The organism is Halomonas sp. DP5N14-9 (assembly GCF_019802175.1).
Taxonomy (GTDB): Bacteria; Pseudomonadota; Gammaproteobacteria; order Pseudomonadales; family Halomonadaceae; genus Halomonas; species Halomonas litopenaei.
Genome location: NZ_JAHVHR010000035.1, coordinates 454,741 through 469,135, shown reverse-complemented (window position 1 = coordinate 469,135; position 14,395 = coordinate 454,741). Strand labels below are relative to the sequence as shown.

12 protein-coding genes are annotated in these 14,395 nt (G+C 63.8%); 3 read left to right on the top strand and 9 right to left on the bottom strand.

What is annotated here, in order from left to right:
- The first annotated feature begins 96 nt into the window (after positions 1–96).
- Positions 97–1,095, top strand: a complete 999-nt coding sequence (gene cra, locus KUW00_RS21745; protein ID WP_213229162.1) for a catabolite repressor/activator — start codon at positions 97–99, stop codon at positions 1,093–1,095.
- Between the two features lie 66 nt (positions 1,096–1,161).
- On the opposite strand, the gene KUW00_RS21740 is transcribed toward cra, so the two are convergent.
- The 6 genes from KUW00_RS21740 to KUW00_RS21715 all read right to left on the bottom strand — a co-directional run bounded on the left by KUW00_RS21740 (position 1,162) and on the right by KUW00_RS21715 (position 9,430).
- Positions 1,162–3,336 carry an ATP-binding protein gene (locus tag KUW00_RS21740; protein ID WP_222570109.1) on the bottom strand — a complete coding sequence of 725 codons (2,175 nt, stop codon included), beginning with the start codon at positions 3,334–3,336 and terminating at the stop codon, positions 1,162–1,164.
- 166 nt (positions 3,337–3,502) lie between these two features.
- Complete coding sequence (locus KUW00_RS21735; RefSeq protein WP_231498610.1) at positions 3,503–3,916, bottom strand: molybdopterin-dependent oxidoreductase; 414 nt, start codon at positions 3,914–3,916, stop codon at positions 3,503–3,505.
- Positions 3,917–4,158: 242 nt separating this feature from the next.
- The gene (locus tag KUW00_RS21730; protein WP_045994083.1) at positions 4,159–4,977 is read right to left on the bottom strand and encodes a DUF2189 domain-containing protein; all 819 of its coding nucleotides are present in this window, start codon (positions 4,975–4,977) and stop codon (positions 4,159–4,161) included.
- 221 nt (positions 4,978–5,198) lie between these two features.
- A complete protein-coding gene (locus tag KUW00_RS21725) occupies positions 5,199–5,627 on the bottom strand; it encodes a universal stress protein (RefSeq protein WP_045994084.1) in 429 nt (142 codons plus the stop codon).
- A gap of 11 nt (positions 5,628–5,638) precedes the next feature.
- The gene (locus KUW00_RS21720; RefSeq protein ID WP_222570108.1) at positions 5,639–8,233 is read right to left on the bottom strand and encodes a TRAP transporter permease; all 2,595 of its coding nucleotides are present in this window, start codon (positions 8,231–8,233) and stop codon (positions 5,639–5,641) included.
- A gap of 213 nt (positions 8,234–8,446) precedes the next feature.
- The gene (locus tag KUW00_RS21715; protein WP_213229154.1) at positions 8,447–9,430 is read right to left on the bottom strand and encodes a TAXI family TRAP transporter solute-binding subunit; all 984 of its coding nucleotides are present in this window, start codon (positions 9,428–9,430) and stop codon (positions 8,447–8,449) included.
- A 419-nt stretch (positions 9,431–9,849) separates the two neighbouring features.
- Here KUW00_RS21715 and KUW00_RS21710 point away from each other — a divergent pair, with 419 nt between their 5' ends.
- Complete coding sequence (locus KUW00_RS21710) at positions 9,850–10,716, top strand: carbon-nitrogen hydrolase family protein (protein WP_222570107.1); 867 nt, start codon at positions 9,850–9,852, stop codon at positions 10,714–10,716.
- An 11-nt stretch (positions 10,717–10,727) separates the two neighbouring features.
- Positions 10,728–11,255 (top strand): macro domain-containing protein, encoded by a 528-nt coding sequence (locus tag KUW00_RS21705; RefSeq protein WP_249742892.1) that lies wholly within the window; start codon positions 10,728–10,730, stop codon positions 11,253–11,255.
- 78 nt (positions 11,256–11,333) lie between these two features.
- Here KUW00_RS21705 and KUW00_RS21700 read toward each other — a convergent pair whose 3' ends face one another.
- The 3 genes from KUW00_RS21700 to KUW00_RS21690 all read right to left on the bottom strand — a co-directional run bounded on the left by KUW00_RS21700 (position 11,334) and on the right by KUW00_RS21690 (position 14,216).
- Entirely contained in the window at positions 11,334–12,629 is a 1,296-nt protein-coding gene (locus KUW00_RS21700) for a TRAP transporter large permease (RefSeq protein WP_222570106.1), read from the bottom strand.
- Positions 12,619–13,095 (bottom strand): TRAP transporter small permease, encoded by a 477-nt coding sequence (locus KUW00_RS21695; protein WP_045994089.1) that lies wholly within the window; start codon positions 13,093–13,095, stop codon positions 12,619–12,621. Before KUW00_RS21695 ends, KUW00_RS21700 begins: the two co-directional genes overlap by 11 nt.
- An 89-nt stretch (positions 13,096–13,184) precedes the next feature.
- Positions 13,185–14,216 carry a DctP family TRAP transporter solute-binding subunit gene (locus KUW00_RS21690; protein ID WP_045994090.1) on the bottom strand — a complete coding sequence of 344 codons (1,032 nt, stop codon included), beginning with the start codon at positions 14,214–14,216 and terminating at the stop codon, positions 13,185–13,187.
- Positions 14,217–14,395: the final 179 nt, after the last annotated feature.

Here is a 14,395-nt window from a genome sequence, read left to right as displayed (position 1 = left end):
TTGGCAGGGGGACACTGCTGCCATGCCAGGTAGACTAGAGGGAATTGACACCTTGTCGCCGTGACCACGCCCGACGCCTTCAATGGAGACACCCGCATGACCTTGGCCGAAATTGCCCGCCTGGCCGGCGTTTCCCGCACCACCGCCAGCTACATCGTCAATGGCAAGGCCAGGGAGCGCCGTATTCGTCAGGACACCGTGGACCGAGTGATGGCGGTGGTGGCGGAGCATGGCTACCGTGTCGATGCCCAGGCGGCGGCCCTGCGGCGCGGCAGCAGCCGCATCTTGGGGCTGATCGTGCCGGACCTGGAAAACTCGAGCTACGCCCGCCTGGCCAAGCACCTGGAACGCGGAGCGCGGGCCCAGGGCTACCAGCTGCTGATCGTCGGCTCCGACGACCAGCCCGACAGCGAGCGGGACCTGGCCCTGTCACTGCGCGCCCAACGCTGCGAGGCGTTGATCGTGGCAAGTTGTCTGGCGCAGCCGGAGTCCTTCTATACCGAATTGATGCACGAGGGTTTGCCGATCATCGCCATCGACCGGGGCCTGCCCGAGGCGAGCTTCGCCAGCGTCGTCAGCAATGACCGCGAGGCCGCCGAACAGCTCACACGCTCACTGATGACGCCGGCAGTCAAAAGCGTGCTATGGCTCGATGCGGTGCCGCACCTTTCGATCACCGAAGAGCGCCGTGCCGGCTTCCGCGCAGGCGTGGAGGGACGCGAGCTCGAGTGCACCCTGGAAAGCGGCGATCACTATGCCCGCGAGGAAGGCGCCAGGCTGCTGGCTGACTACATCGACAAGAAGGGACTGCCCGACGCCCTGGTAACCGCGTCCTACATTCTGCTGGAAGGCGCCCTGGACGAATTGATTGCACGCGGCGGCCTTCCCCCGCGTCTGGCCATGGCGAGTTTCGGCGACAACCGTCTGCTGGACTTTCTGCCGCTGGCGGTCAACTCCGCCGTACAGGATCATCGAGGCATCGCCGAGCAGGCCCTGGCGCTGGCGATGGATGCGGTGCGGGGTGAATACCGGGCACAACGGGTGGTGGTGCCACGACATCCGCGCTGGCGACGTCCCCGTCCCCAAGGCAACTGAAACGGCACCTTCCCACGACCACTGAACAGTAGAGCTCAGCAACACAGCGGGACGCCGAAGCCGACCTCAGGTCTGGGAGGCGCGCCTCTCGCTGCGGGCAAAGGCCGCCAGGGTGCGTTCAAGCAGCTCAGGCAGCGCATCGATGACGCCTCTGGCATCCTCGATGCAGCCATCCAGGGCACAACGCTCCAGCGCTCGCGCCGCCTCGGCCAGAGCCATGGCGCCGACGCCGGCGGCCTCGCCCCTGAGCTGATGGGCCAGTTGGGCCAGCGGCTCCTCCTCGCCTCGCCGGTAGGCGCTCTGGATCTCCGGCAAGCGTTCGCGCGCCTGTCGTCCGAACAGATCCACCAGAGCATCCCGGCGCTCGCCCCCAAGCCCTTCGTCCAGGGCATCGAGCGTATCGGCATTGATCAGTGAGGTGATACCCCTCGGAGTCGTCGAGGTCTCGGACTCTCCCAGCAGGTGGCGCTTGAGCACCATCAGCAGCGTGCCCATCAACAGCGGCTTGGTCAGATAGTCGTTCATGCCGGCGGCCATGCAGTCCGACTCATCGTGACTGGCGCCACCAGCGGTCATCGCCACCACGGGAACCTCACTACGCCAGTCGGAAAAGCTGCGAAGGCGCCGGGTGACCTCGCGACCATCGAGGTCAGGCATCTGGACATCCATCAATATCAGGTCAAAACGCCGCTGTGAGCAGAGAGCCAGCGCTTCCTTGCCGCAGGAAGCCAAGGTAGCCGAACAGCCGAGGCGTTCCAGCATCGCGATCGCCACTTCCTGGTTAACCAGATTGTCTTCCACCACCAGCAGATCCGCCTCGGCGAGCTGCTTGGGATGGGCGCGCGCCCTGGCCACCGTCAGCGGTTGACGGCGGGGTTCGTCACAGGGCACCAGCGGCAATCGGAACCAGAAGCGACTGCCCTTGCCTCGGCGGCTGTCGCCCCCTATCTCGCCCCCCATGGCCACTACCAGGCGCTTGGAAATCGCAAGGCCCAGACCGGTGCCGCCATAGCGCCGGGCAACGGAGGCATCGCCCTGGCGGAAGGGCTCGAACAACTGAGGCAGCAGGGACGCCTCGACGCCCTGACCGGTATCCACCACGTCGAACTGCACCCAGCCTTCGTCCACCGGCGCTACCGACAGCCTCACCATGCCGCGATCGGTAAACTTGATGGCGTTGGCCAGCAGGTTGAGCAGCACCTGTCGAAGCCGGCCCGGGTCCCCCTGGAGTCGTGCCGGCAGCGTCTCGTCCACGTGGCCAAGCAAGCGCAACCGCTTGTCGAGTGCGCGCGGACGAAACAGCTCCAGCGCATCTTCGATCAAGGCATCGAGTGCCACCGGCTGAACATCCAGCTCCATGCGTCCTGCCTCGATCTTGGAGAAGTCGAGGATGTCATCGATCATGCCCATCAGTTGGCGGGCGCTGTCATGAATGGTGTGCGAGTAGCGGCTGGCGGGCTCCGACAGTTCGAGATCACGCAACAGTTCGCTCATGCCGATGACACCGTTGAGCGGCGTGCGGATCTCGTGGCTCACCGTGGCCAGAAAGTCGGACTTGGCCTGACTGGCGGACTGGGCGCGCCGGGCACTGATCTCCAGTTCGCCGCTCAGCGTCTCCAGCGCCTTGCGCGAGGCCTCGTTGTCACGGGCTTCCTTGAAAAGCACGGCAAGCATGACCCCTCCGGCCAGGCTCATACCGAGGATCATCACCAGCAGCAACAGGTACAGTCGCTGCAGACGAACACGCTCTGCGGTATTGATCTCGGCCAGATGGCCGTTGACGGCCATGATCAACCTTTCGGTCTCGGTGGATAGCGCGGCAAGATGCTGGTCAAGAACGGCCTCTGCCTCGCTATCGAGGGACGCCAGGGCACTGACCTCGGCATCCAGGTCCTGCATCAGGCTGATGATGATCGACAGTTGGCGACGCGCGGCCGGAGCCTCCTCGACCAGATCGTGAATGTCGCTGTGGCGAAACAGGTTCAGTCGACTGAACAACAGGTCGAACTCGAGCCTGAAGCCGGCCAGCTGTTCGGGTCCATGCTCCCCGAACAACAGGTGATTGCGCAGCAACACCACGTCTCGGTCCAGCTTGTAGGAATGCCAGGTGATATCCTCCACCACCTGGTGGGAAAGATTGTCATGGCGCCAGGCGACCAGACCGATCACCACCATGGCGGCGGCAAAGAAGGTCAGTGCCGCCACGGCACTGAATACCAGTCTCAGAGGATAGCGTCGCATACGGAACGGATGCGCCGAGCACCCTCCTCCTTGGGTCGGGAATCTGCTGGCAGAATGTTCGGGTCGACACCAGCCGATACACCGGGATCACTCACTATGGTATTGGGGCGCTGCACTCCCTGCCTTGCCTCCTGATGGCCTTCGACCGATCTCCCGGTGACATTGATCACGGGACCTCGATGGCATCTACCTGCCACACCGAGCGAAACTGGACCGACTCGTTAAGTAGTTCTGGATGATCATCGAAAGGGTACAACACGAACAGCGGGCCGAAGTTTCGCACCGACATCGCTTCGCCGTCCTGCTTCATGGCCAGGATGACGTCATAGCGATAGGCATCGGAGACCGGGATATCGGCCACGAAGCCGTTCAAGGCGTGCACGCGAATGCTGTCGGCGGTGACACCGGCGGATTCCAGCACGCTGCGGAGCAGCGGCCCCTCGAAACGGCTGGCCTGGCTATGCCACGGGGTATCGGTCACCAGCGCACGACTCTCCAGATCGTCGAGCATGGCACGATCCAGCAGAAGCTGTGCATCCACATTGGTGTTCTGGATATTGCCCGATACTTTAAGCAGCACAGGCCCCTCCGGAGCTGGCAGAGGCTGGGAATGGGCCTGGCCGATTCCCCCTGCTACCAACAGCCCCAGGAGGACACCCACCTGGCAAAGGAAAGCTGGCACCCGCATGACGTCTCCTGACTCTTTCTGCAGGAGTAGATTACGTGATCGAGCGCCAAAGGTCAGTCTGTGGGCCCCTCGAGCTTTGCTGGTTCAGGAAAACGCCCCCTGTAGGGGCGTCTTCACGGACCAGGATGCCGCCCTCAGGCGCCGGGGTCGTCCAGCCGTTCGCACACCACCAGGTCTTCGTAGGCGTGCCAGCTCGCGTGCCCCAGTACCGGCAGAATCAAGGCAAGCCCGATATAGAAGGTGGCCATCCCCACCAGTACGCAGCCGGTGAGAATCGCTGCCCACAGCAGCATCGGTCGGAAATTGCGTGCCACCGAACGAATACTGGCCTCGATGCCCTCCATGAACGTCAGGTCCTGATCCATCAGGGTTGGAATCGCGACCACGCTGATGGAAAAGGCGCCAAACGCCAGCACACAGCCAAAGGCCAGCCCCACCACCAGCATGCCGAGGCCTTCCGGCGTGGTCAGAAGTGACGCATAGACCGTGGACGGATCCGGCGACTGGAGACCGAAGAACAGGGCAAACAGCAAGGTGGCCAGGCGAATCCAGGCGAGAAAGAAGATCATCATCATCACGCCCATCATGGCCAGTTGCCCGGTGTGGCCGCGCCAGGCGCCAAAGGCATCCCCCAGGGTCGGGGAGCGGCCTTCTTCCAGCGCCCTGCTGATCCCGTAGGAGCCCACCGCCACCAACGGCCCGATGAACATGAAGCCGGCCACCAGCGGCAACAGCCAATGCCACAGTCCCAGCGTCAGCGCCCCTGCCGTGACGGCGATGCTGAGCCCGACCCAGAACATGCCATAGGAAAGGCTGACCGCAGTGGCGGCCCGAAAGTCCTCGAATCCCGAAGATAACCACACCCTGGGCCGCCCCATACCGACGTTCTTGATGGAGATCTTTACCCTGGCCCCGCTCGACTCCTTGTCGTGTCGTGATGCTGCTGCACTCATCATCTACTCCCCCTTGTACCCACGGATGACGGTTGCCACCGCCCACCTGTCACGGGAGTCAAGGGGCAAGATGCGAGGTTCCTTCACGCCATCGCCGGCGCCCATCGACTCTAATTTGACTGTAGTTGATGGGCCCTGGATTCGCCTTCAACCTACGCAAGCTTACGAAAACGCCCCCTCATGTGAGGGGGCGTCGATGGCGCTAGCGCTTGTCGTCTGGGTCAACGCACGATCATCACCGAACACTTGCTGTGATGGACGACGTGCTCGGCGTTGGGGCCGATCACGTAGTCGGCGAACTTGCGCTTGGTATGCGAGGCCATGACGATCAGGTCGGCATCGATCTTCTTGCCGACCTTGATGATGGCTTCCCAGGGGGAGCCATCGGCGATGATCGCCTGAGCCGTCAGGTCCTCCGGCACGTGCTCGACGATGAAGTCATGCTGCGCCTTCTGTACCGCTTCATGGGCCTTCTTGGCGAAGTCCTTGGGGAAGTAGGACCCCACCAGCGGCATGCGGTAGTCCGGCAACACCGTCACCAGGTGCAGGCTGGCACCAAAGTTGCGGCACAGCGAGAGCGCCACCGGCAGTGCCCTCTCCCACGACGATGGCTCATTGAGATCGACCGGTAACAGGATTTTCTGGTACATGACGGACCTCCTCAGGCCTTAGCCTCAGTGGTTTCGGGGGGCCGACGACGGCGCTGTGCCAACACGATCAGGGCGAACAGCAGCAGCGCCGGAATCCACATCAGCTCTTTCGGCCAGCGGTCCACCGGTGCCTGAATCTCGACGATCTCCTGATCGAAGTCGAAGCCGAGATCCGCAGCCTGACTGCCATAGGTCACCATGTCGACGATGGCGCGACCGTCCTCGACGATCAGTTCCAGACCGAGATTGAGCAGACGATCCTCACCGGTCTCGCCGTCTGCCACCGGCAGCGTCATGTAGGTCGTCAGCGGATCGCCGAAGGCGTCCTCGCCCTTGACCTGCAGGCGCAGGGTGCTGTCCTCGTCCACGTTGCCGTATGCCTCGACGAACTCGGACGGCGGCACACTGCGATAAGGATCATGGATGATGTCCATCCAGAAGCCTGGGCGGAACAGGGTGAAGGCCACCAGCAGCAGCAGGACGCTCTCGTAGACACGATTGCGGGTGATCATATAGCCCTGGGTCGCCGCGGCGAAGATCAGCATGGCGATGGTTGCCACCACGAAGATCAATACGCCCTGCAAGGGCGCCACATCGATCAGCAGCAGGTCGGTGTTGAAGATGAACAGGAACGGCAACGCGGCGGTACGCAGGCTGTAGTAGAACGCCTGGAAGCCGGTGCGGATCGGGTCCCCTCCAGAAACCGCCGCAGCGGCAAAGGAGGCCAGGCCCACCGGCGGCGTGACGTCGGCCATGATGCCAAAGTAGAACACGAACAGGTGCACCGCGATCAGCGGTACCAGCAGACCGTTCTGCTCACCCAGTTGCACGATCACCGGAGCCAGCAGCGCCGACACCACGATGTAGTTGGCGGTGGTCGGCAGCCCCATGCCCAGGATCAGGCTGAGAATGGCGGTGAAGAATAGGATCAGCATCAGGTTGCCCATGGACAGGATCTCGACCACGTCCGCGAGCACCAGGCCGACACCGGTCTGGGAGACCGCACCCACGATGATGCCGGCGGTGGCGGTGGCGATACCGATACCGATCATGTTGCGCGCACCGGTCACCAGCCCCGTCCACAGGTCCAGACAGCCTTCGCGCAGATCCTTGCCAAAATCACCCCGCCCACGGAAGGCGTGCATGATCGGGCGCTGGGTCAGCATGATGAAGATCATGAACACCGTCGCCCAGAAGGCGGACAGTCCCGGTGACAGGCGCTCCACCATCAGACACCAGATCAGCACGATCACCGGCAGGATATACTGCAGGCCTACCAGCACTGTGGGTCGGGTCTGGGGCAGCTTGTAGATAGGCTCGTTGGGATCATCGAGCTCGAGCTCGGGATAGTTTGCCCCCAGCTTCAACAGCGCCACGTAGACCACCGAGAGCGCCACGGCCACCACCCAGGGAGTCGCATCACCCAGCACCGGCTTGAGCCAGCCCAGGCCATAGTAGACACCCAGCGCCACCACCATCAGCAGCAGCAGACCACCGAGGAAGCCGATCACCTTGCGTACCAGCGGCTTGGGCGGGTTGGAGCTTTCCAGCCCCTCCATGTTGGCCTTGAGCGCCTCGAGGTGAACGATGTAGATCAACGCGATATAGGAAATCAGCGCCGGCAGGAAGGCGTGCTTGATCACCTCCACGTAGGAAATGCCGACGTACTCCACCATCAGGAAGGCGGCAGCGCCCATCACCGGCGGCATGATCTGGCCATTGACCGAGGAAGACACCTCCACCGCACCGGCCTTCTCCGAGGAGAAGCCGACACGCTTCATCATCGGAATGGTGAAGGTACCGGTAGTCACGGTATTGGCGATGGACGAGCCGGAGATCAGGCCGGTCATGCCGGAGGCCACCACGGCGGCCTTGGCGGGCCCGCCCTTGTAGTGGCCCAGCAGCGAGAAGGCGACCTTGATGAAGTAGTTGCCGGCACCTGCCTTGTCGAGCAGCGCGCCGAACAGCACAAACAGGAAGACGAAACTGGTCGAAACGCCCAGGGCGATACCAAACACGCCCTGAGTGGTCAGCCACTGGTGATTGACCAGGCCGTAAAGGCTGACGCCACGGTGGGCGAGGATACCCGGCATCCAGGGCCCCGCCAGCGAATAGAAGATGAAGATCGAGGCGATGATCATCAGCGGCGGCCCGAGCGCCCGCCGTGTTGCCTCGAGCAGCAGGATCAGGCCGGTCACACCGACGATGACGTCCTGCAGGATGGGTGCGCCAGGACGGTCCGCCAGCTGTTCGTAGAACACGAACATGTAAGCCCCGGCGGAAGCGGCCAGAATCGCCAGCACCCAATCCTGAAGAGGAATGCGGTCCCGCGGCGAGCGCTTGGTCGCGGGGTAGGCCATGAAGGCCAGAAACAATGCAAAGGCCAGGTGAATAGAGCGCGCTTCGGTGGCGTTGAAGACGCCGACGCCGGCCATGAACGGCAACGGCGAAGCAATCCATAGCTGGAACAGCGACCATGCCGCCGCAACGCCTACCAGCAGCTTGCCGGGCGCACCCAAGGGGTTGCGCGAACCGGAGTCACTGGAGGCGACCATGTCCTCGAGATCCACTTCGGACTGCGTGGATCTCTTGTTGTCCTCAGTCATAAGCGTGCCCTGCCTGGAAGAGGAATCGTCATGATGGAGGGCTTCGCCTCCATCCCCGAATGCCCGCTTTCGCGGGCCAGTCGTGCTGGCGCTGTCTGGTCTCTACCGAACGTCCGGTGTCGATCCATCGACGGGCCACAACGCACTGCGCGGCCGCCCAACGGCCGACCGCGCAGAGATTAGCTGGCTATTCCCCCGAGAGGGGAAGACCCCTTACTCGATCCAGCCCTGCTCGCGATAGTAACGAGCGGCACCTTCATGCAGCGGTGCGGACAGACCGTTGGATACCATGTCCTGCGGATCCAGGTTTTCGAAGGCTGGGTGCAGACGCTTGAAGCGATCGAAGTTGTCGAACACCGCCTTGACGGTCTGGTAGACCAGCTCGTCGTCGGCCTCGGCGCTGGTCACGAAGGTCGCGGCGACACCGAAGGTCTCGACGTCATCCGGGTTGCCCTTGTACAGACCGCCAGGAATGGTGGACATGGAGTAGTACGGATACTCCTCGACCAGGCCCTTGATGGCGTCGTCGTTGAGCGGCACCAGCTTGGCTTCGACGGTGGTGGTGGCTTCCTGGATGGAACCATTGGGGTGGCCGACGACGTAGGCCATGGCGTCGATGTTGTTGTCCGACAGGGCAGATGCCATCTCGGCTGCGTCGAGCTGCGAGGCCAGCGAGAAGGTGTCTTCGGTCCAGCCCTTGGCGTCCATCACCACTTCCATGGTGTTGCGCTGGCCGGAACCCGGGTTACCGATGTTGACGCGCTTGCCGGCCAGGTCATCGAGGCTCTCGATGTCGGCATCGGCACGGGCCAGGATGGTCAGCGGCTCGCCATGCACCTTGAACACGGCGCGCAGGTCTTCGTAGGCTTCGCCCTCGAAGTTGCCGGTACCGTTGTAGGCCTGATACTGCACATCAGACTGGGCAACACCCATGGTCAGCTCGCCACTGCGAATACCATTGACGTTGGCCACGGAGCCACCGGTGGACGGCGCGTTACAGCGGATGCCGGTCTCTTCGCTGTTGCGATTCACAAAGCGGCAGACAGACTGGCCAACGACGTAATACACGCCGGTCTGACCCCCGGTGCCGATGGTGATGAACTGTTCTTCGTCCTGGGCCATGGCCGGGGACGTGAACATGGCGGCTCCGAGAATGGCGCTGGACAGTGCAGCGGCGGAGAAAGCATGGCGCTTCATGGTCACACCTCTTTTGGTATTGTCGACGTTGACGGCATGGACTCGTGCCTTGCCCCTCCTGGGCCGGCAAAAGATCCACCAGTCATTCCTTTTGCGATAAATTCACCTGGAGAGACCAGGCCGAATCATTGTAAAACGAGAGTTTAGCTACCGCTAACGTTTAGTGGGCGTTAATTTTTTCTGCACGCCCCTCAGGGCGTGGAGAAATATCCCTTCCCTCCCCGTCGGCCTGCAACGATGGCCAGGTATACAACGAGGGCCCAAGGCTCTCGACCGCTGACACTCGCGGAGCGGAAATCGAGCGTCGACGGTCTACCGTGAGCATAGCCCTTGGCACCGCTGACGCAATCGACTGCCGCCCATGTCGTCCGATCACTGATTCGGGTTACCCTGCCTCTTTCGCCAACTGCGAGGAATCCATGCGCCTGCTGGCTTGCCAGACCTCTATCGCAGCGACCCGCAATCGGCTCGACCAGCGCGACCACCTGGACGCCCTGGCCGGGCGCCTGCGCACTGCCGCGTCGCAGCAACGCCCACAGCTGATCGTGCTGCCGGAGCTGTCGTCCCAGGAGTACGGCGAGCAGGCCTTCGAGGCGATGGATGAACTCGATGACGACCTGCAAGGGCCTGTGACAGCACACTATTGCGCGCTGGCCCAGGAACTCAGATGCCCGATCGCCTTCGGCGTGGCGCGCAGATCACGCCGGGCCGACGGCTCCCTCCGGCGCCATATCAGCCAGGTGGTCGTCGACGCCGAGGGGCAACTGGCGGGAGCCTACGACAAGCTGCACTGCGCCCAGTTCGGCGCCAGCGCCGAGGCGGCCCACTTCAGCCCGGGCGAGCGCCTGGTGACGCTGGATATCGCCGGCTGGCGCGTCGGCTTCATGATCTGCTACGACCTCAGGTTCGGTGAGCTGGCCGCCCGCTACCGCCGGTTGGGCGTCGACCTGATGGTCCACCCGGTGGCCTTCACTCGGGACTTCTCCTTCACCAGCTGGCACAGCTTCGTCGTCACCCGGGCGATGGAAAACCAATGCTACTGGTTAAGCCTCAACCGGGCCGGTAACGGCTGGGGGCACTCGCTGCTGTGTCCGCCGCTGGTCACCCCCGAGGCGTCGCCAGAGGTTCTGGGCGAAGAGGAAGCGTTGGTCAGCTGGCAGCTCGAGCGCGACACCCTGGAGCGTGCCAGGAAGCGGCTTCCACTGGCGGGCGACCGCCGTCAGGACATCGACCGGCTGGCCACAGGGCCGCTACCGTCACCGACGGTTACCACCGCAAGCCAATGACAGGAGTCTCCATGGACTATCCCTTGATCGAATGCATTACCGGTGACATCGCCCGCCAGGCCGACGTCGAGGCGGTGGTCAACGCAGCCAACGCCCAGCTGGAAAGCGGCGGCGGTGTGGCCGGCGCCCTTCACCGTGCCGCCGGCCCGGAGCTGGCCCAGGCCGGGCGGCCGCTGGCACCGATTCGCCCCGGCCAGGCGGTCATCACCGAAGGCTTTGCGCTGCCCAACGCCTGGGTGATCCACTGCCTCGGCCCGGTCTACGGCGTCGACGAACCGAGCGCCGAACTGCTCGCCGGCTGCTACCGAGAGGCGCTGGGCCTGGCCCAGCAGCAAGGCATCCGTCGGCTGGCGTTCCCGGCACTGTCCACCGGCGTGTTCGGCTACCCGCTGAACGAGGCGGCGGAAATTGCCGTGTCCACGGTCCTGACCACCCTGCCCGCCTGCCCCGATATCGAACTGGTACGCTTCGTGCTGTTCGACGAGGCTAGCCGAGACGTCCATCAACGCTGGCTCGAGACGCTGACCGACAACGACTGAAGACCATGAAAACAACAAGGCGCGAGCCATGCTCGCGCCTTGTGTCCCACCACTGCCCTGGGTACTGCCCCAGGCGGCCTAGACGTTGTAACCCAGCACCCGAGGCAGCCACAGCGCGATCTCCGGGAAGATCACCACCAATGCCAGCGCCGAGGCCATCGCCGCCACGAACACCATGGCCCAGCCCACGGTCTGCTCCAGCCTGACCTTGGCGACCTCGGTGGTCACCATCAGGTTGACCGCCACCGGCGGAGTAAACTGGCCGATGGCGATATTCATGGCCAGCAGGATGCCGAACCACACCGGATTCCAGCCGAAGTGCTGCATCACCGGGATCAGGATCGGCATCATGATCAGGTAGATCGAGATGGCGTCCAGCAGCATGCCCGCGGCCAGCACCGCCAGCATGATCAACAGCAGCAGCAAGGTGCCGTTATCGGATAGCCCGATGACCCACTCTGCCAGATGACGGAAGGTGCCGAGCATGGTGCCGGACCAGGCGAAGATGCCCGCCAGGGCGATGATCAGCATGACCACCCCGGACACCACCGCCGCCTCGCCCATCAGACCCCACAGGTCCTTGAGCGACAGCTCACGGGTCAGCACCAGGCCCACCAGGATGCCGTAGGCCACGGCGACCACCGCCGCCTCGGTGGGCGTGAACAGGCCACTGCGCAGACCGCCGAGGATGATCACCGGCGCGAACAGCGCCGGCAGCGCCTCGCGGAAGCTCTTGCCGATGGGTGGACGCTCCATCTCGGCAGGATCTTCCCAACCGAAACGCCGGGACAGCCACAACGCCGGAATCAGCAGCGAAGCACCGGCCAGCACCCCGGGAAAGAGTCCGGCGGCGAACAGCGCCCGCAGATCCACCCCCGGCACCACGATGGAGTACAGGATCAAGGCCACCGAAGGCGGGATCAGGATGGCGGTAGACGCCGAGGAAGCGATCAGGGTCGCCGAGAAGGGCCGCGGATAGCCCGCGCGGGTCATGCTCGGCAGCATCACCATCGCCACCGCCGCGGCGTCGGCGGGGCCGGAGCCGCTCATGCCCCCCATGATCATGCACACCACCACCGCGACCACCGCGAGGCCACCATGGCGAGGCCCGATCAGCGCCTGGGCGAAGCGCACCAGGCGTGCCGCGACCCCCGCCCGCTCGAAGATCAGCCCGGTCAGGATAAATAGCGGAATGGCGATCAGCGGATACTTGGCCACGCTGTTGTAGGTATTGGTGCCAAGGGTCGCCAGCATCGCCGGCGACAGCCCGGTGACGATGCCCACGGCGCCGGACAGACCCAGCGAAAAGGCCACCGGCACCCCGGCGATCAGCAGCACCAGAAAGGCGATCAGCATCCATACATCAGGCGTCATCGTGAGCACCTCCGCGCAGCCGCTCCAGGCTCGCCTGGCACTGGCGGAGGAACATCAGCCCCGACAATAGCGGCAGCCAGATCAGGTACCACCACTGGGGCAGCCCGAGTCCGGGCGACAACGACTGCCACTGGTACTCCTGCCAGGTCATGAGCGCACCGAACCAGGTGATCAGACCCAGCACCAGCAGCCCGCACAAGCCCTGGAAGATCACCAGCAGGCGATAGCCAAGCGGCGGCAGCGCCCGCTCCAGCAGGCCGATACGGATATGGCGATGGCTTCGCAGAGCCACCGAGGCGCCAGCGAAGGTCAACATGACCAGCAGAAAGACAGAAAACTCTTCGGTGAACGCAAAGGAACCACCGGTGATGTAGCGCACCACCACATTGACCAGGCTGATCGCACCGATGATCAGGATCGCCAGGGTGGCCAGGGTGCGCTCGATTCGTGCATCAGGACGTTTCATCGAGAAAGGGCGTCGGTCGGGAGTCAATCAACGCCGACCCTCGATCATGAGGGTCGGCACAAGGTTTACCGCCGCGTCAGAGCGGTTGCTCAGCGCGCGTCGATGGCGCTTCGGGCGGCCTCGACCAGGTCCTCGCCGATGCGCGGTACCCACTTCTCGTAAACCCCTTCGGTCGCCGCGACGAACGCCTCGTGCTGCTCCTCGTTCAAGTCGGTGACGGTCACACCACGCTCCTGAATGGCCGCCAGGCGCTCGCTCTCCTGCTCGCGGGTCATGGCGATCTCCCAGGCGCCGGCTTCGACCGCGGTCTCACGCAGCAACGCCTTCTCGTCATCGGACAGGGTGCTCCAGACCTGCTGGTTGGCGGCGAAGATCAGCGGATCGTTCATGTAGTTCCACAGCGTTACGTGCTCCTGGCCGACCTGGTCGATACGCGCCACGTCGAACACCGACAGCGGGTTCTCCTGGCCATCCACCGCGCCGGTGGTCAGCGCCGGCTTGGCGTCGGCCCAGCTCATCTGGGTCGGGTTGGCGCCCAGTGCGCTGAAGGTGTCCTGGAACAGCGGCGACCCCACCACCCGGATCTTCAGGCCTTCCAGGTCCGCCGGCTCGTCGATCACGCCCTGGGAATTGGACAGCTGGCGGAAGCCGTTCTCGCCCCAGGCCAGCGGCACCACGCCCCGCGACTCGATCGCCTGGAACACCAGCTCGCCGGCCTCACCTTCGGTGATCGCGTCCACCGCGCTCTCGTCCGGCATCAGGAAGGGCAAGGAGAACAGATTGAGTTCCGGCACCTGGGGCGACCAGTTGATGGTCGAGCCCACCGCCAGGTCGATCAGCCCCGAGCGCATCGCCGAGAACTCCCGGGTCTGGTCACCGCTGACCAGCTGGGAATTGGGAAAGACCCTGAGCGTCAGCTCGCCGTCGGAACGCTCCTCGACCAGGTCAGCCCACTTCTGAGCGGCCTGGCCCCAGGGGAAGGCATCGGAAAGCACCGTGGAGACCTTGAGTTCCCGCGCTTCGACGTCCGCCGAGGCGGCCAGCGAGCCAAGGGCGATGGCCGCACCGACCAGGGTGAGAGAGAAACGAGACGGCGAGCGCGAGCCGAACAGAGATGTCATGACGTGTCCTTGCATTGATGCCCCCTTGGCCAGGCCAACGCTGACCGGTACCTGACACAAACGCTGCATCAGAAGCCGGATCTAGCCTGGCGAAGGCTGGGGGTCGAGTGTGGTGATTAAGGGAGAAACGTATTGATCTTGTCGACTTTTCAATATGCCTGCAAACGGTAATCCGCGAC